Here is an 18,735-nt window from a genome sequence, read left to right on the forward strand (position 1 = left end):
GCGTTCTTTCGCTATCTGAGGAACTACCCTGCTTGATTGCCCCTTTTACGGACATCGACCGGCAACGTTGGGCGGTATGCGAGGTATCTGATGGTTTCCCGGATGTGGAACTTCTCCGCGTCCGACACGTTCGGGTCGACCAGTCGGCGCAGCAGTGCCTCGACATCCGGGTCCATCGGAGGGGCGGGTTGACCTGTGCGGGGGCCGGCCGCGGTGCGGTCCCAACCGAGTGCGGCGAAGGCGGCGGCCGGATTCAACCCGAGGCCCTCGCAGAAGGCGACCACCCGTTCGGCCTCGGGGTCGCTGGCCCAGTCACCCCGGACCCACCGGTTGATGGTCTGCCGGGAGACGCCGGTGCGCCGGGACACCTCGGTGCCACTCCAGGCCCGGGTCGCCCGTGCCTCGTCCAGGGCGCGTCGGACGAAGGTGGCGAAGGCGATCTTCCGCGCATTGGCCGTCTCGGTCACCCCGTGACGGTACGTCCAGCCAGCGACGGGCGCGCGCGCCGGCTCGCCACTGTCACGCAGACGTGACGGGATCTTCGGGTTTCCGGTAAACGATTCAGCTTCACTGTTGAGGGGTGTCACGCGGGCAGAATAGATGCCCGTAGTGGCGAAGGTAAGCGGACGAAAAGCTGATACTGTCACGCCCATGGGACAATCTACGGTGTGTCTCGTGCATGAGACGATTGCTGCTCACATGCGTCACGCCTCCGGTGCCAAGGGGGTGTGGTGACCGAGCTCGCCACCCGCGCCCAGGCCTTCGGGCTGATCGCCGAGGGAGTGGCCGCGGGGCTGACCGCCCCCTGGCGCCTCTACCTGGCCCGAGGCTGCCGCTACCTGTCGCTGAGCGTCGGCGATCGCGCCGAGTGGAACGCCTGGCGTACCCATCTCGGCTGCCCTGAGCTGAGCGTCCGCGTCTACGACGCCGGCGGTGAGATCCGCAGGTCCTCGGTGGCCGAGGTCGTGCTGGACGGCTGCCGGATCAGCGTCGAGCTGGTCGAGGAGGTCAGCACCGACGACCTGGACCGGCTGCTCGTCGCGGATCCCACCACCATCGAGCCGGAGGAGCGATGACCTGCCGTCCTGGCCGGGCCGGAGCTGCCCGATGAGCCCTTTCCTCGCGGTTTTCCTCGTTCTGGTGCTCGGTGCCACCAGCTATGCGGCCGGCCGGTTGCACGGGCAGCTCAGCTACCGCATCGGCTACCGCTTCGGTTACCGGCAGGGCTACTTCGACGGTGACCGGGGTGCCTGGAACAGGCGTCGCCGCGACGCTCAGGCGGCGATCGCCTCGGCCCTGTCGGTCGCCCCGGCGAGCGTGACCCGTTCGGCCAGCACCGTCGCCCGCCCGGGCACCACGTACACCGGCTCGTCGTTCACCGCGCCGGCCGCCCCGATCACCGGGCGGCACCCGACCGGCACGCTCGTCCGACGTACCGGTTGAGGTCGGTCGGCGGGCGCACACCCGCCGACCGACGCCACGAACGCGGTGCGTCGTCCGCGGCGGACACGCACCGTCGGGCCCCGTCAGACCGGTGACGGTGGCCCCACCGGCCGGGATGCGCGCAGGGGGCATGCATCCCGGCCGGTTCCGCCGCGCCCACCGCCGGCATCCGCGCTGCTGAGGACCCCGACCAACCGGTGTGCGCACACCCGACTTGGGAGATCCACGTCCGACCTCTAGCCGGAAGGGTCCGGCGGGGCTAGCGTCTAGGCATGGCACGGGGTTCTCCCGAGCCAGCCGGTCCGCCCGGATCTGCGACCTCGCGCATGGGGTTCCGCATCCGACCCCGTGTCCCCGGGCACCGGAGGAGGCGGAACACGGGTGGCGGGTGCCCATCCGTCGGAGCAGGCCTGTGACGACTCGCCGTACCACCGCCGGTGCCGACCAGACCCCGGCCGCGACTGCCACGACCCGCCGAGCCACCAGGAGCCGCCGTACGGCGGCCGCCGCGCCGGCCGACCCGAAGGAGCCGCGACCAGCCGGCCAGGCCTTTGTCCTGGACACGTCCGTGCTGCTCTCCGATCCGGCGGCGTTCCACCGGTTCGCGGAGCACGAGGTGGTGCTGCCCCTGGTGGTCATCACCGAGCTGGAGGGCAAGCGGCACCATCCGGAGCTGGGCTGGTTCGCCCGGCAGTCGCTGCGGATGCTCGACGAGTTGCGGGTCCGGCACGGCCGGCTGGACACGCCGGTGCCCGCCAACGACGCCGGCGGCACCCTGCGGGTGGAGCTCAACCACACCGACGACGGGGTGCTGCCACCCGGTTTCCGCACCGAGAGCAACGACGCCCGGATCCTCTCCGTCGCGCTCAACCTCGCCGGCGAGGGCCGGGAGGTGACCCTGGTCAGCAAGGACATGCCGCTGCGGGTCAAGGCGGCCTCGGTCGGCCTGCGCGCTGACGAGTACCGCCACGGTCAGGCCAGCGACCCGACCTGGACCGGCATGTCCGAGATGGAGCTGACCGAGGAGCAGATCGGGTCGCTGTACGCCGGCGAGACGCTCGACCTCGACGAGGCGGCCGGGTTGCCCTGCCACACCGGCCTGGTGCTGCACTCGGGGCGCGGTTCGGCGCTCGGTCGGGTGCTGCCGGACAAGTCGGTCCGGTTGGTCCGGGGCGACCGGGAGGCCTTCGGGTTGCACGGCCGCTCGGCCGAGCAGCGCATCGCCCTCGACCTGTTGCTCGACGAGTCGATCGGGATCGTGTCGATGGGCGGTCGGGCGGGCACCGGCAAGTCGGCGTTGGCGCTCTGCGCCGGGCTGGAGGCGGTGATGGAGCGCCGTCGGCACAAGAAGGTGATCGTGTTCCGCCCGCTGTACGCCGTCGGCGGCCAGGAGTTGGGCTACCTGCCGGGCTCCGAGTCGGAGAAGATGTCGCCGTGGGCCCAGGCGGTCTTCGACACGCTCGGCGCGGTGGTCCACGAGAACGTGCTGGAGGAGGTCACCTCGCGGGGCATCCTCGAGGTGCTGCCGCTGACCCACATCCGCGGACGCAGCCTGCACGACGCCTACGTGATCGTGGACGAGGCCCAGTCGCTGGAGCGCGGGGTGCTGTTGACCGTGCTGTCCCGGATCGGGCAGGGCTCCCGGGTGGTGCTCACCCATGACGTGGCCCAGCGGGACAATCTGCGGGTCGGCCGACACGACGGGGTGACCGCCGTCATCGAAGCGCTCAAGGGGCATCCGCTCTTCGCGCACGTCACGCTCAGCCGTTCGGAGCGGTCGCCGATCGCCGCGATGGTGACGGATCTTCTGGAGGACATCCCGATCTGATGACGTTATGAAGGGGTTTGTCCGCATTCTAGATGTGGCACAGATCACAAACAGGTCGGTTGGTTTCCCATCAGCCTCACTGTGCGCAATCGTGTCCCACGAGCGTCCACGCACCATGAGCATCGTCGGTGATCGTTCGTCCTGAGACGGACGGCATCGGCGGCGGTCGGTGCGTCGGCGCGACCGGCAACCGGTCGGGGCGCTCGTGGCACGGCTGACGGCCCACCTGTGGCCGGCCGCGCCGCGTCCTTGCCCCCGACGAAGGGACCACTTCGTGAGTCGGCTGTGGAGCCGGTTGGGTGCCCGTACAGCCGCCGTGGCGCTGCTCTCCGTGGGCGTAGCCGGCGGCTTCTATCTGGGCGAAGACCGTGAAACCCAGCAACAGGGCCTGGCCGAGCAGGTCAGCGTCGAGGTCGACCGGGCCGATTTCGCGTACCAGCGCGAGCGGCAGTCGGCCCACCAGGTGAAGTTCGCCCAGCAGCGGGCCGCCGAATACCAGGCCAAGCTGCGTGCGGCACAGGCCGCCAAGGAAGCCGCCGAGCGGGCCCGCAAGGCGGAGGCCGCCGCGGCGTCCCGTAAGCGCGAGCGCGATGCCGCCAACGCGCCCGCCAAGCCGTACACCGGGCCGATCCCGGCGTCCTGCGAGGAGTACAGCGGCAACCGCAAGACCGGCTGCGCCATGATGATCGACGCCGGCTTCGGCATCTCCGAGTTCCCCTGCCTGGAGAAGCTCTGGACCAAGGAGAGCGGCTGGAACCACAAGGCCGCCAACTCCTCGTCCGGTGCGTACGGCATCCCGCAGGCCCTGCCGGGCAGCAAGATGGGTACGGTCGCCTCCGACTGGCGGACCAACCCGGCCACCCAGATCAAGTGGGGGCTGGGCTACATCAAGGGCAGGTACAAGACGCCCTGCGGTGCCTGGGGTTACTTCCAGAGCAACGGCCACTACTGACGACGTCGACGGCGGGGCGGGTGGGCGACCACCTGCCCCGCCGTCGCGCGTACGCCGGGCTGCTCAGCCGGGACGCGAGTGGCGGTAGGCCGATTTTGCTGATAGCAGTTGTACGGTGACCCTGCACCCGCCAAGCGGCGACCCCTTCCGGTTCGGCACCGAGGCGTTTTACGCCGCGCTCGGCCGAGCCTTCGTCGCCATGTGTGCGGTGGTCCCGTTCCTCTTCCTCATCGAGGCCGTCGACCAGGGCCTCGCGTTCGGCCTGGACGCCACCGCCGGCATCATCCCGCAACGCATCGACGGGCTGGACGGGGTCTTCTTCTCCCCGTTCCTGCACCACGGCTTCGACCACCTCTACAGCAACAGCATCCCGCTGATCCTGCTGGGCACGTTCGTCCTGGCCGCCGGAGCCCGCCGGTTCCTCTGGTCGACCCTGGTCATCATCCTGGTCAGCGGGCTCGGCGTCTGGTTCACCGGCTCACCCAACTCGGTGGTGGTCGGTGCCAGCGGCGTCATCTTCGGCTACCTGGGCATCCTGCTCACCCGGGGCATCGTCGAGCGCAGCTGGTGGAACTTCGCCGTCTTCCTCCTGGTCGGCCTGCTCTACGGCTGGCAACTGGTCGGCATCCTCCCCACCGACGAGCGGATCTCCTGGCAGGGTCACCTGTTCGGGCTGCTCGGCGGGGTGGTCGCGGCGATCCTGTTCCGCCGGCGGCGGCCGACCGTGGACGGGCCGGACTACTCGGGTGACACACTCCGCCTGCCCTGACCGATTCCCCGGCGCGCCTCTGGGACGTGCTTGCCGGACCGTCATCGCCCGCCTACGGTCGAGATCAGCAAGCGTTGATCCGTGAGCGGAAAGCGACGGTACGCCATGCGTGAGGTCGATGTCGCCGTGATCGGGGCCGGTCCGGCCGGTCTCTTCGCCGCGTACTACGCCGGGTTTCGGGGGTTGTCGGTGGCGGTGATCGACGCGCTGCCGGAACCGGGCGGCCAGGTCACCGCGATGTACCCGGAAAAGTTGATCCTCGACGTGGCCGGCTTTCCCGCCATCAAGGGTCGCGACCTGGTGGCCAACCTGGTCGCCCAGGCAGCCCCGTTCAATCCGCAGTACCTGCTCGGCACGCGCGCCGAGAAACTCTCGTACGCCGATGGGCGTCCGGTGCTCGGCCTGGCGGGCGGCGAGCAGCTCGGCTGCGGCGCAGTCGTGGTCACCGGCGGGCTCGGCAGCTTCAGTCCTCGGCCGCTGCCGTGCGCCGACGGCGCCCCCGGCTCCGGGATCGTCTACTTCGTCACCGAGCCCGCCGAGCTGGCCGGCCGGGACGTGCTGATCGTCGGTGGCGGCGACTCCGCCTTCGACTGGGCGCTGGCGCTACAGCCGCTGGCGCGTTCGGTGACGCTGGTGCACCGACGGGAGAAGTTCCGGGCGCACGCCTCGACGGTGGCCCGGGTCCTGTCCCTGCCGGTGCGGGTGGTGGTCAACGCCGAGGTCAGCCGGCTGATCGGCGACGGCACGGTGACCGGCGCCGAGGTGACCGTACGCGGCGGTGCGGCCGAGACACTGCCGGTGGACATCGTGGTGGCAGCCCTCGGCTTCACCGCCGATCTGGGGCCCCTCGCCGAATGGGGGCTACAGCTCGACCGCCGGCACATCCTGGTGGACAGCGCGATGGCGACGAACCTGCCGAGGGTCTTCGCGGCGGGTGACATCACCGAATACCCGGGCAAGGTCCGGCTGATCGCGACCGGCTTCGGCGAGGCCGCCACGGCGGTCAACAACGCCGCCGTGGCCATCGACCCGAGCGCGCACCTCTTCCCGGGGCACTCCTCCGACGCCGGCTGACTTTCGATGCCGGCGACAGACCGGCTCGTGTCCGGATCGGGACGGCGCCTGGCGCTTCGCGGTCAGCGCCTGGCGGGCGGCGCCAGCGCGGCGATCAACACGGCCACCATGGTAAGCGCGGCGCCGAGCAGGGTGTTCAGGCCGGGGTGCGAGGCGGCCGTGGGCGAGACCAGGTCCAGCAGGACCGCTCCCACGATCTGGCCGGCGATGGTGGCCAGACCGAGCAGCAGAACTCCGGTGAAGCGCACGATGGCCGCGGCGATGGCGATGAACACGATGCCGATCGGCCCGCCCAGGTAGAGCCACGGCTCGGTGGGGAGGTGACCGGTCGGCCAGCCGCGTACCGCGAGGTCGATCGCGAACGCCACGAGCAGGGTGACAGTGCCGACGAAGAAGTTGACCAGCGTGGCGGTCAACGCGCTGTCGGCCGCCGCCCGGACCCGACCGTTCACCGCCTGCTGCCAGGCGGTGCCTACCCCGGCGATCAGGGGCAGCAGGGCCAGCGCCAACATGCCCGGGTCCTTGAGTCGGTCACCGACCGCGAGGCCGACCGCCAGCACGGTGAGCACCGCACCGGCGAGCCGCTGTCGGGTGACCGGCTGCCGGCCCGTCGGTCCGATCCCCGCCCGGTCCACGGCGAGGCTGCTGCCGCTCTGGCCGGCCACCACCGCCACGGTGAAGACGGCCACGCCCAGCGAGCCGATGGTCAGGCCCTGGGAGGCCACCAGGAACGCCCCGCACATCCCGCCGAGGCACTGCCACGGCCGCAGTGTGCCCTTCGCGAGCGCGCCCCGCAACGCGACCAGGCCACGCCGTCCGCCGGGGGTGAGCGGCACCAGCACCAGGAGCACCACCAGGCCGCCGCCGAAGGAGACCACCGCGGCCGCGAAGCCGTCGGCCAGGCGTTCCCCCAGCTCGCCGTTGATGCGGGACTGCACCGCCACGGCGACCCCGGAGATCGATGCCAGCGCGACACCGGTGATCCGGCGGGTGGCGGACAGGACCGGTGGGGTCGCTGTGTCGGTGATGGTCACTCCTGTTCGGCCAGCGGACGACCGTCGAAGTCGATCGCGGAGTAGAGCGCCAACTTCTCCAACCGGTGGTACGAGTCGATCACCCGGATGGTGCCGCTCTTCGAGCGCATCACGATCGACTGCGTGTAGGCGCCACCGGCCCGGTAGCGCACTCCGCGCAGCAGATCCCCGGAGGTGACCCCGGTCGCCACGAAGAAGCAGTTGTCGCCAGTTACCAGATCATCGGTGCTCAGCACCCGGTCCAGGTCGTGCCCGGCGGCGATCGCCTTCTCCCGCTCCTGCTCGTCGCGCGGCCAGAGCTTGGCCTGCATCGCACCGCCCATGCACTTCAACGCGCAGGCGGAGATGATGCCCTCCGGGGTGCCGCCGATGCCCATCAGCACGTCGACATCCGACTCGCCCCGGGCGGCCGCGATGGAGCCCGCGATGTCACCGTCGGAGATGAACCGGATGCCCGCCCCGGTCCGGCGGATCTGCGCGACCAGGTCGTCGTGGCGGCTCCGGTCCAGCACGCAGACGGTCACCTCGGAGACGTCGGTGCCCTTGACCTTGGCGATCCGGCGCAGGTTCTCCGCCACACCGGCATTGATGTCGATCACGTCGGCGTACACCGGCCCGACGGCGAGCTTTTCCATGTAGAACACGGCGCTGGGGTCGAACATCGCACCCCGCTCGGAGACGGCCAGCACCGCCACGGCGTTCGGCATGCCCTTGCTCATCAGGGTGGTGCCGTCGACCGGGTCGACGGCGACGTCCACCTCCGGGCCGGTGCCGTCGCCCACGTGTTCGCCGTTGAAGAGCATCGGGGCGTTGTCCTTCTCGCCCTCGCCGATCACCACCACGCCGCGCATCTGGATCGAGTTGATCAGCTTGCGCATCGCGTCGACAGCGGCTCCGTCGCCGCCCTCCTTGTCACCCCGGCCCACCCAACGGCCGGCGGCCATCGCTGCGGCCTCGGTGACCCGGACCAGGTCGAGGGCAAGGTTTCGGTCGAGATCCTGTGGGATCCGCGTCCTGGTGTTCGTCATGACGGCTACTCCTCCTCGCGACGGTGCGGGGACGACCGACGTTGGGGAGGCCCCCACTGCCGGCTTTGTCGCTGATCCTCACACGATGGCCGACCCGGGCTCGGCGCGGGGCGGTGATGGCCCGGATACCGCCGGTCGGGCGGCTGCGAAGATGGTGGGGTGGAACCCGCACAGCCAGCCGACCGCGTACCCGCCGACCGCACGCCGCCCGACGGTCAGCCGCCGGTCGACGTCCCCAGCGGCCCCGGTGGTGAGCCCGCCGCGACCGATCCGACGCCACCGCCTCCGCTCAAATCCGGCAAGTCCGAGCGCTCGCCCAAGGACATGGCGATCTCGTTGCTGGTGCTGCTCGTCCCGATCGCCCTCCTGCTGGCGTTCTACCGGGGATTTCTCGGCGGCGACGAGCCCACCACAGTCGATCCCGCCCCCGCGATCGAGCAGGCCCGGTCGGCGAACGTGTTTCCGGTGAGCCAACCGGAGGGCCTCGGCTCCGACTGGTCGACGGTCAGCGCCCGCTACCAGACCGTCGAGGGCGGCGCGAACCTGCGGCTCGGCTACCTCACGCCGGAGGGGCGGGGCGTCCAACTCCTGCAGAGCAACGTGCCGGCGGAGCGGCTGCTCCCCGCGGAGTTGACCAGTCAGGGTCAACCCCAGGGCCCCACCGAGTTGGGCGGGCGCACCTGGCAGCTCTACACGGCCCGGGGAAACCAGCAGGCGCTGGTGCTGCTGGAACCGACCCGGACGGTGATCGTGATCGGCGATGCCCGGGACAACGAACTGCGCGAACTGGCCGGTTCGCTGCGCTGAGCGGGCTCGGCCGATCGACGGCCCTGGTGGTGGCCGGAAAGGGCAACCGGACAGAAGGGTGATTGTCCGACCCGTCAACAGGGAACAGAGAGGGAGTGATCCGGGCGCACTGCTCGGCCCGGGTCGCGCGGCGCAGCCGACGGTGCTGCTGCGTCGCCCGGTTTCCGGCGCCGCCCAGGTCGTCGGGTGACCCCCTTGGGAGACACGTATGACTGTTCGACGACTCGGCGCCGGCCTGGTAGCCGCCGCTCTGTTCACGCCCGCCCTGGCTGCCTGCGGCGACGGGACGACCGGCACCGCCGGATCGACCGCGTCCCCGACGGCGAGTTCCTCCGTCGCGCCGAGCGCGGCCAGCGGTACGCCCGTGCCGGGCGACGCCAAGCAGGCCCTGCTCGACTCCACCAAGGAGATCAGCAACGGCAACTTCCGGTTCGCCCTCACCGCCGTCGGCTCGACGGTGGAGGGGCAGGTGCACCAGCCGAGCCAGAGCGCGGCCATGAAGATCGCCATCGGCGGGCCCTCGTCCGACCTGGCGATGAAGCTCGACGTGATCCACTACAAGCCGGACAGCTGGGTCAAGCTGGAGCTGACCGGCCCCACCGCCAACAGCCTGCCGGCCATCAAGCAGCTCAACCTCGGTAAGTACCAGCACCTGGACCAGGCCCGGATCAAGGGCAACCGCAACCTCGGCTTCGACTTCGACAAGGTCGACCCGGCCGGCAGCGCAGTGCTGACCCAGGGCATCACCGAGGTACGCAGCACCGGCACCGGCGCGTACGCCGGCACCATCGACGTCACCAAGGCCGCCGAGGCGGGCTCACTGAACGCCGCCACGATCGCCGCGCTGGGCACCCAGGCGAAGACGGTCCCGTTCACCGCGAAGGTGGACCCGCAGGGCCGGCTCAGCGAGCTGGTGTTGCAGTTGCCGGCCGCCGGGCAGACCGCCGCCCAGGAGATCAAGATGACGTACTCCGACTACGGCACCGCCACCGCCGCGCAGAAGCCGCCGGCGGACCAGGTCGTCGAAGCTCCGGCCGAGCTGTACAGCCTGTTCAACTGACGTACGCGGGTGGGGGCGGCTCCGGCCGCCCCGCCCGCCGTCAGGAAGCGGGCTCCTGCCGGGCGGCGTCGATCCGCGCCCGCGCGCCATCCAGCCACCGTTGGCAGATCACCGCCAGCGCCTCGCCGCGCTCCCAGAGCGCCAGCGACTCCTCCAGGGAGGTGCCGCCGGCTTCCAGCCGCTCAACCACCGAGGCCAACTCGGCGCGGGCCTGCTCGTAACTGAGCCGCTCGTCCGGCCCGGCCTTCGTGTCGTCAGTCATCGCGTCCATCTCCACACACCGCTTCCCAGGTCACCGTGTCGCCACTCAGCCATCCACCGTGGCGGCCAGCTCACCGTCGGCCAGCCGTACCCGCAGCGGGTCGCCCTTCCCGACGTCCGCCGCCGCGCGGACGACATGGCCGTCCGCCCGCTGCACGATCGCGTATCCCCGGTCGAGGGTGGCGGCGGGGGAGAGCGCGCGTAGCCGCGCCAGCGTGTGGCGCAGATCATTCTCGGCGGCGGTGAGCCGGTGATCCAGGCAGCGGCCGGCCCGTTGGCGCAACGCGGCCAGCTCGGTGGCCCGATGCTCCACCATCACCTGCGGGCGGGCCAGCACCGGCCGGGACCGCAGCCCGTCGAGCCGGTGCGTCTCCCGGTCGACGAGGTTGCGGACCGCCCGTTGCAGCCGGGAGCGGGCCTGGCCGATGAGGCGTACCTCCTCGGTGAGGTCGGGGACGACCCGCTTGGCCGCGTCGGTCGGGGTGGAGGCACGGACGTCGGCCACGTAGTCGATCAATGGCGCGTCCGTCTCGTGGCCGATCGCGCTGACCACCGGCGTACGACAGCCGAAGACCGCGCGGCACAGCGCCTCGTCGGAGAAGGGCAGCAGGTCCTCGATGCCGCCACCGCCCCGGGCGATGATGATCACATCGATGCTCTCGTCCGCGTCGAGCACCTTCAGCGCCGCGACGATATCGGGCACCGCGGCGGGGCCCTGCACTGCCACGTTGACCGTGCGGAACTCCACAGCGGGCCAGCGCCGCCGGGCATTGGTCAGCACGTCCCGCTCGGCCGCCGACGCGCGACCGGTGATCAGCCCGATCCGGCCGGGCAGAAACGGCAGCCGGCGCTTGCGGGCGCGGTCGAAGAGCCCCTCGGCGGCGAGGAGTTTCTTGAGTTTCTCCAGCCGGGCCAGCAGCTCACCGAGCCCCACCTGACGGATCTCGTCGGCCCGCAGGCTCAGCGTGCCCCGGGCGGCGTAGAACTCCGGCTTGGCGTGCAGCACCACGCGGGCGCCCTCGCGTAGCTCCGGCGCGCCGGCGTCCAGTACGTCGCGGTTGGTGGTGACGGTCAGGCTCAGGTCGGCCGATGGGTCACGCAGGGTGAGGAAGACGGTGCTGGCCCCGGGCCGGCGGCTGATCTGCGCCACCTGCCCGTCCACCCACACCCAGCCCAGCTTGGCGATCCATGCCCCCACCTTCTGGCTGACCACCCGCACGGGCCAAGGCTCCTCCGCGCTGCTCCGCGCCCCCTCGGTCACCCGCCCACCCTACGGACCCTCGCGGTGATCAAGAAGTTTGCGTCAGCATCGGGCGCGTTTCTGACGCAAACCTCTTGATCACCGGGTCAGTCCGGGGGTCGTGGGCCGGTGGCCGTGGGGTTGTCGGCACGTACGATGGACGGGTGACTGAGGCTGAGGCGACTCCCCGGACCGGCAAGCGCGTGCTCCTGGCGAAGCCGCGCGGCTACTGCGCTGGCGTCGACCGTGCGGTGCAGACCGTCGAGGAGGCGCTGAAGCTCTACGGCGCTCCGATCTACGTGCGCAAGCAGATCGTGCACAACAAGCACGTCGTGCAGACCCTGGAGGCCCAGGGTGCGATCTTCGTGGAGGAGAACGAGGAGGTGCCGGAGGGGTCCACCGTCATCTTCTCCGCGCACGGCGTGGCTCCCGAGGTCTACGAGCAGGCGAAGCAGCGCTCGCTGAAGGCGATCGACGCGACCTGCCCGCTGGTCACCAAGGTGCACCACGAGGCGAAGCGGTTCGCCGCCGAGGACTACGACATCCTGCTCATCGGGCACGAGGGGCACGAAGAGGTCATCGGCACCGCCGGTGAGGCCCCCGCGCACATCCAGCTGGTGGATGGTCCGGACGGCGCCGACAAGGTCACCGTCCGCGATCCGGAGAAGGTGGTCTGGCTGTCCCAGACCACGCTCTCGGTCGACGAGACGCTGGAGACGGTGGCCCGGCTCAAGCAGCGGTTGCCGCTGCTCCAGTCCCCGCCCAGCGACGACATCTGCTACGCCACCTCCAACCGGCAACACGTGGTCAAGGAGATCGCCGCCGACTGTGACGTGGTGATCGTCGTCGGCTCGACGAACTCCTCGAACTCGGTTCGTCTGGTCGAGGTCGCCCTGGACGCGGGGGCGCGCGCCGGTCACCTGGTCGACTTCGTCCACGAGATCGACGACGCCTGGCTGGAGGGGGCCACCACTGTCGGCCTGACCTCCGGCGCGAGCGTGCCGGACGACCTGGTCCAGGACGTGCTGACCCACCTCGCCGCACGGGGCTTCGCCGACGTCGAGGAGATCACCACCGCCAACGAGCGGCTCACGTTCTCGCTCCCGCAGGAGCTCAAGCGGGACATGAAGGCCGCGGCGGCGCGCGGCTGAACACGGGAACGAACTCGGCCCCGCGTACGTCAGATCAGGCATGAGGACATTTCGGCTCGCCGTTCCCGTGCTGGCCGTCTGCGTGGCGCTGAGTGCCTGCGGCAGCCAGGGCACCGGAGGCGGCACACCCAGCCCGACCCCGACGGGAGCGCAGCCGGTGACCAGCCAGCCCACGCCCGACCCGACCGCCCTGCCGCCGACAGTCGACCCCACCCCGCCCTCGGGCCCGAAGACTCCGAAACCACCGAAGCCCGGCGGCCCCAGCACGCCCCCGGGTGTCGGTGCCACCACCCTGACCGGCACCGTGCAGGGCGGCGTGGAGCCCAACTGCGTGCTGCTCGACGGCTACCTGCTCGTCGGCGGTCCGCGTGACGTGCTGACGCCCGGTGCGCGGGTCGAGGTCACCGGTCGGGCCGAGCCCGGCATGATGACCACCTGCCAGCAGGGCACCCCGTTCGTCGTGACGGCCGCCCGCCCGACCTGACACCTCCGAACGCGAAGGAGCCCGTCCCCGAACTCGGGGACGGGCTCCTGTAGGTGTTACGGACGGATCAGTTCACGGCGCCGATGGAGACGGTGCCGCGGCCGACGACCGCACCCTCGTTCGTGACGATCGCCAGCTCACCGGAGAGCTGACGTCCGTCGGCCGGAACCGCCACCGCCGTCACTGTGCCGGTGATGGTGGTCGACTCGCCGTGCAGGAGCGGCACCGCGACGGCCGGTGCGGTGATCGTGCCCAGCGAGGCGGACGCGAACGCGTCGTAGTAGTCGTAGGCGGTGCTGGTGCCCGGCCCGTCGACCCCGTACGGCTCCACCACGACGCGGTAGGTGCCGGCCGTGGGGTTGGTCAGCGTCACCGCCTCCTCCGAGTCACCGTCGGCGGACCGGCCGACCTCGGCGTCACCCCGGTAGACGAACAGGTCCAGGTCGGAGCCCCCGTTGGCGGGGTTGCCGATCCGGGCGGTGAACGTCGACGTCCCGGCCGGGATCTCGACGGTCCACTCCTGGTTGGGGCCACCCTCGGTGATGGTCGGACGCTCGGTGCGCACGCCGGTCAGCGCGCCGCTGCGGCCGCTGACCGAGACCGGGCCGAAGGCGTTGGTGACGTCCCAGCTCACGGGGGTCGGCTCGCCGGCCTTGACACTGGGCAGCTCGACCAGCGCCGGCTCGACCGTCAGGCCCTGCACCCGTGCCTGGAGCTTGAACGGGTTGTTCATTGCCGGAGAGGTCCGCCGCGACTCCACCTCGATCTCCCAGACGCCGGGAAGTGGGTTCTGGTAGTCCCGCTCCTGCGGCTTGCAGACGTTGACGTCGGAGAAGTTGGTGTAGCAGACGGTGCTGGTGGTTGCCTCCGTCGGCACACCCAGCGGGTTGATGGCGATGAACCGGGTCTGCGACCCGGTGGCGATCCCGGAGAGGTTCACCTGGAGGGCCTTGGCACCCTCCGGCACCGTCACGAAGTACGACGTGAAGCCGTTCCGGTCGACTGAACCCTCGTTGGCGTACGAGAAGGTCGGCTTCTTCACGTCGTTCGAGACCACGACCACTGTGGAGACCTCGAAGTCGACCACGTTCGTGGCCGGGTCGTCGATCCTCATGATCGCGCCGTGCACGCCCTCGGCGGTCGGCTTGGCGGTGACGGAGACGGTGACGGTCTTGTTGAGCGGCAGCGCAACCGTCTTCGGCGCCTTGAACGTGCCGTCGTTGCCCTGGAGCGTGACGTTGTGCTTGATGGTGCCGGCCGGGCCACTGGTGCGGGTGATCTTGACCGGGTAGGTCTTGCTCTGCCCGGCCTTGTGGCCACCCTGGGCCGAGCCGCAGCGGTTGTAGACGCCGGTGCCCCGACCCGGGTTCGGCACGAACTTCACGCCGTCCCAGATGGTCAGTTGACCGGACAGCGGGCTGCAGACCGGCGCGTCGGAGACGTACGACCGGGTCTCGACGCCCTGGCGCAGCAGTTTCCACGCGCCCGGCACGTTGACCATGCCGTAGCCCTGCGCGTACGTCGGCACGTCGGCGATCGGCTTTGCCGAGCTGAACAACGCACGCCGCAGCGCCGCCGGGCTGACGCCCCGGTCGGTGGCCTTGGCAGCCGACAGCAGCAACGCGCCGGCTCCGGCGGTCTGCGGGGAGGCCATCGACGTGCCGTTCAGCATCGCGTAGCCCGGGGGCAACGCGTAGCCGGCCTCGGGGACCGGGGCGCCGAGCTGCCAGGTCGGTGCCGTGGAGATGGCGGAGCCGGGGGCGGCGATGTTCGGCTTGAAGCCGCCGTCCTCGCGCGGGCCACGGGAGGAGAAGTTGAACAGTGCGTTCTTCTTCCGCACAACCGAGCCATAGTTGGCCAGCCAGGTGTCCTTGCTGATGCTGGCGGCGGCGCTGATCACGTTGCTGGCGACGGACGGGTCGCCGACGGTGTTGAGGCCCGGGCCGGAGTTGCCGGCCGAGATCACGAGCTGCACACCGTACGTGTCGATCAGTTCGTTGTAGAGGTTCGCCCGGGCGTTGTTGCCGTCGTTCAGGCCCGGGAGCCCGCCGATCGACATGTTGACGATGTCGACCCCGCGGTTGGCCACCAGGTCGACCATGCCGGTGGTGAGGGCCGCCGCGGTGCAGCCGCCGCCCCAGGAGCAGGCACGGGCGGAGACCAGCTTGGCACCGGGAGCCGCGCCGTCGAAGGCGTTGTTGCCCAGCATGTCGTTGGCGGCGGTGATGCCGGCGACGTGGGTGCCGTGGGTGCTCTCGACGATGCCGATGTTGACGTAGTCGTAGGTGCCCGGGAGCCCGATCGGCTCGGTGTTCACGTTCTTGCGGAACTCGACGACGAACGGCTGCCGCTCGGCGACTGCGGTCGCCGGGTTGTCGGTGCCGAAGTAACCGATGTCGTACTTCTCCTTGTACGGCCGCATCATCGCGTCGTCGGTGAAGTTGCGGTTCTGGTTGGCGTCCACCCAGATGTTGTTGGTGGCCGGGTCGTAGAGCACACCCCAGACGTCGGTCGTGTCGCCGTCGCGGTTGACGTCACCCCGTGCGTCGCTGGCGGCGGTGACGGACTCGCTGAACTGGTTGAACCGGTACGTGCCGGCCGGTGCCGTCCAGGTGCCGCCCGCGATGGTGAACGACGGGCCGGTGACCTCGGCCTGCATCCGACGCCACGTCAGGTCCTCCAACGGGTCCGTGGCCGTGACCCAGTCGACGATCTTGCGCTCGCCGGTGGTGGTCTGCTGGAGCGCCGGGTGCGCGAGGTCCACACCGGAATCCATGATGCCGATCGTGACGCCCCGGCCGTCCCACTCCGGGTGGGCGTCGGTGAACGCGACAGCGCCCGTCTCGTTGGTCGGCATGTACGGGTTCGACGCCTGGGTGGCCGCCCCCGGTGCCGCGACCGTGGCCTGCCGCGCGCCGGCGGTGCCGGTGGTGGTCTGCTCCGGGGTCGGGTCCGGCAGTTTGACGACCTCGTCGAGGTCGACGGCCGAGACGCCGGGGAGCCGTGCCGCCGCGAGGGCCTTGTCGGTCGGGACCTTGGCCAGGAGGAAGCCCACCTTGTCCTGCCGCTGGCTGACGGTGCCGCCGAGCTTGGTGAGGCCGTCGGCGACAACGCCCGCCTCACCCTTTTCGGTGGAGACGATCAGGGTGACGGTCGGGGCCTTCTTGGCCCTGGCCTCACCGAGCAGTTTGGCGTCGTGAGCGCCCAGCGTCTCGGCGGCGGTGGCCGGGGAAGCGTCCGGTGTAGTGACGGGAGCGGCGGCCGCTGTGGCGGCACCACCCACGACGGTCAAGGCGCTCGTCGCCAGGACCGACGCGAAGAGCGCGGCCGAGGTACGCCGGCTCAGATTTCGGGGTTTGCTCACGTTCTCTTTCCTCCAGAGAACAGGGCCCTCAGGGAGCAGGGCACGTGGGTGAGCAAAATCTTTCGGGGTGCTGGTGAGCACTGTCACTACCGGCAAGTCCCTTGTGACCACTTCGTGACATGCGAGCCCACGCACTGTCACATGACTGACTAGCGGGTCGAGACCTCGTCACCGGCCGATTCGGCCAGTTCAGGCGCCTGCGGCTGCCGGGGCGCCAACTCGACCTGCGGGGGCGTCGCCAACTCCTCGTCCGACACCCCCAGCTCGGCGAGCTTTCGGGCGCTGACCAGCACCCGCGCCTCCAACGAGCCGACCGCACGGTTGTACGCGGTCACGGCACCGGCCAGCGACGACCCGAGCTTGCCCACGTGATCGCCAAGGGTGGAGAGCCGCCCGTACAGCTCGCGGGCGAGGGTGTGCACCGCGAGGGCGTTACGGGCCAGCGCCTCCTGCCGCCACGAGTAGGCCACCGTGCGGAGCAGGGCGACCAGTGTGGCCGGCGTGGCCAGCACCACGTTGCGGGTGAAGGCGTGCTCCAGCAGCGACGGGTCACGCTGGAGCGCGACGTCGAGGAACGGGTCGGCGGGGACGAACAGCACCACGAACTCGGGCGAGTTGTCGAACGCCGACCAGTATGACTTGGCGGCCAGCGCGTCGACATGCCCGCGCAGGTGCCGGGCGTGCGCGTCGAGGTGGGCATCCCGGCCGCGCTCGTCGCGGGACTCCATGGCCGTCAGGTACGCGTCGAACGGCGCCTTGGCGTCCACCACCACCGATCGGCCGCCGTGCAGCCGGACCACCAGGTCGGGGCGGACAACCTGCCCGTCGTTGTCGGCGGTGACCTGCTCGGAGAAGTCGCAGTGCTCCAGCATCCCGGCCGCCTCGACGATCCGGCGCAACTGGTGCTCGCCCCAGCGACCCCGCACCTGTGGCGCCCGCAGCGCCGCCACCAACTGCTTGGTCTCGGTGCGCAGCTCACCGGAGACGGCGCTCATCGAGCGGACCTGCTCGCGCAGCTCGGCGTACGCGTCGACCCGGTCGTGCTCCAGCTCGGCCACCCGCTGCTCGTAGCGGCGCAGGGAGTCGTGCAGCGGGGCGACCGCGCGGGCCACCGCCTCCTGGGACTGCGCGGTGGCCTCGTAGCTCAGGGCACGCATGGACTGCTCCAGCCGGCCCTCACCCTCTCGGGTGGCGGCCAGGGTGGCATCCAGGCGGGCGATGTCGGCCGCCGACCGGGACCGGGCCGCGAGCCAGCCCACCGCCCCGCCGGCGCCGAGGCACACGATCACCACAAGCAGCGTCGAGACGTCCATCACCGGAGCTTGCCAGACGGATATGACGTGACACCCGGGGGTACGTTCGATGACATGGAACTTGTGCTCTGCCTCGCAGTGGTGCTGGTCGGCGCACTGGGCGCCGCAGCGCTCATCCGCGCCCAGGCCGGCGCCCGCAGGCGTACCGAGCTCGGCGACGCCCGCGCGGAGGCGCAACGGTGGTATGAGCGTCTCGGCGGCCAGTTGATGAACCTGCACGGCGAAGAGCCGGCGGTACGCCAGGCGCTGTCCGACGCCGGTGAGCGCTACAACGCGGCCGGCTCACAGCTGGAGCAGGCGCGTACGCCGCACCAGTTCACGCTGGCTCGGGAGACCGCCCTGGAAGGGCTCGCGTACATCCGGGCGGCGCGTACCGCGTTGGGCATCGACCCGGGCCCCGAGGTGCCGGCGCTGGCCGCCGCCCGTGGCGTGGGCCAGCTCACCAAGGAGCGTGAGGTCGACGTGCAGGGGCAGACGTTCCGGGCGGGCCCCCAGCCCGGCCGGGAAACGCCCTACTACTACCCCGGTGGGCGTTATCAGGGTCGGCCGGTGCCGGCCGGGTGGTATTCGACGCCCTGGTGGAAGACGGCGCTGGGTGCCGGCGCCGGTGTGCTCGGCGGCATCCTGATCGCCGACGCGCTGTTCTCGCCCGCCTTCGCCGACCCGGGCTACGGCTACGACGAGGGCTACCAGGAGGGCTTCGGCGACGGCGTCGACCAGGGCGCCGACGGCGGCGACCAGGGCGGCGACCAGGGCGGCGACTTCGGCGGCGGCGACCAGGGCGGCGACTTCGGCGGCGGCGACTACGCAGGCGGCGATTTCGGTGGCGGTGACTTCGGCGGCGGTGACTTCGGTGGCGGCGATTTCGGCGGCGGCGACTTCTGACCTCCGATGAAGCAGGCCCCGGTCGTGACGACCGGGGCCTGC

The 18,735-nt window shown here is 70.8% G+C and carries 18 protein-coding genes; 11 read left to right on the forward strand and 7 right to left on the reverse strand.

The features are described from left to right. Positions 1-23: 23 nt before the first annotated feature. Positions 24-467, reverse strand: coding sequence for a helix-turn-helix domain-containing protein (locus tag HNR22_RS23480; RefSeq protein WP_179782150.1), 444 nt, complete (start codon positions 465-467; stop codon positions 24-26). A 264-nt stretch (positions 468-731) separates the two neighbouring features. Between HNR22_RS23480 and HNR22_RS23485 the strand changes: the two genes are divergently transcribed. From HNR22_RS23485 to HNR22_RS23510, 6 genes are all read left to right on the forward strand, one after another. After that, positions 732-1,076, forward strand: coding sequence for a hypothetical protein (locus tag HNR22_RS23485; protein WP_030328857.1), 345 nt, complete (start codon positions 732-734; stop codon positions 1,074-1,076). Positions 1,077-1,107: 31 nt separating this feature from the next. Continuing rightward, on the forward strand, positions 1,108-1,443 hold the full coding sequence (locus tag HNR22_RS23490) for a hypothetical protein (protein ID WP_088946210.1): 336 nt from the start codon (positions 1,108-1,110) through the stop codon (positions 1,441-1,443). 412 nt (positions 1,444-1,855) lie between these two features. Continuing rightward, positions 1,856-3,271, forward strand: coding sequence for an RNA 5'-3' helicase PhoH2 (gene phoH2, locus HNR22_RS23495; RefSeq protein WP_179782151.1), 1,416 nt, complete (start codon positions 1,856-1,858; stop codon positions 3,269-3,271). Positions 3,272-3,545: 274 nt separating this feature from the next. Then, positions 3,546-4,223 carry an aggregation-promoting factor C-terminal-like domain-containing protein gene (locus tag HNR22_RS23500; protein WP_179782152.1) on the forward strand — a complete coding sequence of 226 codons (678 nt, stop codon included), beginning with the start codon at positions 3,546-3,548 and terminating at the stop codon, positions 4,221-4,223. A gap of 115 nt (positions 4,224-4,338) precedes the next feature. Continuing rightward, positions 4,339-4,992: a rhomboid family intramembrane serine protease gene (locus tag HNR22_RS23505; RefSeq protein ID WP_179782153.1), complete on the forward strand. Its 654-nt coding sequence runs from the start codon at positions 4,339-4,341 to the stop codon at positions 4,990-4,992. Between the two features lie 105 nt (positions 4,993-5,097). Next, positions 5,098-6,066 carry an NAD(P)/FAD-dependent oxidoreductase gene (locus HNR22_RS23510; RefSeq protein WP_179783693.1) on the forward strand — a complete coding sequence of 323 codons (969 nt, stop codon included), beginning with the start codon at positions 5,098-5,100 and terminating at the stop codon, positions 6,064-6,066. A 62-nt stretch (positions 6,067-6,128) separates the two neighbouring features. On the opposite strand, the gene HNR22_RS23515 is transcribed toward HNR22_RS23510, so the two are convergent. Both HNR22_RS23515 and glpX read right to left on the reverse strand, forming a co-directional pair. Beyond that, positions 6,129-7,094 (reverse strand): DMT family transporter, encoded by a 966-nt coding sequence (locus tag HNR22_RS23515; RefSeq protein ID WP_425488111.1) that lies wholly within the window; start codon positions 7,092-7,094, stop codon positions 6,129-6,131. Positions 7,095-7,096: 2 nt separating this feature from the next. Then, entirely contained in the window at positions 7,097-8,128 is a 1,032-nt protein-coding gene (glpX, locus tag HNR22_RS23520) for a class II fructose-bisphosphatase (RefSeq protein WP_088946216.1), read from the reverse strand. 159 nt (positions 8,129-8,287) lie between these two features. Between glpX and HNR22_RS23525 the strand changes: the two genes are divergently transcribed. Beyond that, entirely contained in the window at positions 8,288-8,935 is a 648-nt protein-coding gene (locus HNR22_RS23525) for a DUF4245 domain-containing protein (protein ID WP_099850541.1), read from the forward strand. Between the two features lie 208 nt (positions 8,936-9,143). Then, positions 9,144-9,995 carry a hypothetical protein gene (locus tag HNR22_RS23530; RefSeq protein ID WP_099850542.1) on the forward strand — a complete coding sequence of 284 codons (852 nt, stop codon included), beginning with the start codon at positions 9,144-9,146 and terminating at the stop codon, positions 9,993-9,995. A 40-nt stretch (positions 9,996-10,035) separates the two neighbouring features. Here the strand turns inward: HNR22_RS23530 and HNR22_RS23535 are convergent, their stop codons facing one another. Together HNR22_RS23535 and xseA are read right to left on the reverse strand one after the other, a co-directional pair. After that, complete coding sequence (locus tag HNR22_RS23535; protein WP_030328827.1) at positions 10,036-10,257, reverse strand: exodeoxyribonuclease VII small subunit; 222 nt, start codon at positions 10,255-10,257, stop codon at positions 10,036-10,038. Positions 10,258-10,302: 45 nt separating this feature from the next. After that, positions 10,303-11,517 carry an exodeoxyribonuclease VII large subunit gene (gene xseA, locus HNR22_RS23540; RefSeq protein WP_179782155.1) on the reverse strand — a complete coding sequence of 405 codons (1,215 nt, stop codon included), beginning with the start codon at positions 11,515-11,517 and terminating at the stop codon, positions 10,303-10,305. Positions 11,518-11,660: 143 nt separating this feature from the next. Between xseA and HNR22_RS23545 the strand changes: the two genes are divergently transcribed. Together HNR22_RS23545 and HNR22_RS23550 are read left to right on the forward strand one after the other, a co-directional pair. Next, on the forward strand, positions 11,661-12,647 hold the full coding sequence (locus tag HNR22_RS23545) for a 4-hydroxy-3-methylbut-2-enyl diphosphate reductase (RefSeq protein WP_179782156.1): 987 nt from the start codon (positions 11,661-11,663) through the stop codon (positions 12,645-12,647). A gap of 40 nt (positions 12,648-12,687) precedes the next feature. Further along, entirely contained in the window at positions 12,688-13,131 is a 444-nt protein-coding gene (locus HNR22_RS23550; RefSeq protein WP_179782157.1) for a hypothetical protein, read from the forward strand. Positions 13,132-13,198: 67 nt separating this feature from the next. Here the strand turns inward: HNR22_RS23550 and HNR22_RS23555 are convergent, their stop codons facing one another. Together HNR22_RS23555 and rmuC are read right to left on the reverse strand one after the other, a co-directional pair. Then, positions 13,199-16,495 (reverse strand): S8 family serine peptidase, encoded by a 3,297-nt coding sequence (locus tag HNR22_RS23555; protein WP_179782158.1) that lies wholly within the window; start codon positions 16,493-16,495, stop codon positions 13,199-13,201. Between the two features lie 149 nt (positions 16,496-16,644). Beyond that, complete coding sequence (rmuC, locus tag HNR22_RS23560) at positions 16,645-17,808, reverse strand: DNA recombination protein RmuC (RefSeq protein WP_179782159.1); 1,164 nt, start codon at positions 17,806-17,808, stop codon at positions 16,645-16,647. A 54-nt stretch (positions 17,809-17,862) separates the two neighbouring features. Between rmuC and HNR22_RS23565 the strand changes: the two genes are divergently transcribed. Then, positions 17,863-18,693 (forward strand): hypothetical protein, encoded by an 831-nt coding sequence (locus HNR22_RS23565; RefSeq protein ID WP_179782160.1) that lies wholly within the window; start codon positions 17,863-17,865, stop codon positions 18,691-18,693. Positions 18,694-18,735 lie beyond the last annotated feature (42 nt).

Source organism: Micromonospora jinlongensis (genome assembly GCF_013410645.1).
In the GTDB taxonomy this organism is placed as follows: domain Bacteria; phylum Actinomycetota; class Actinomycetes; order Mycobacteriales; family Micromonosporaceae; genus Micromonospora; species Micromonospora zamorensis.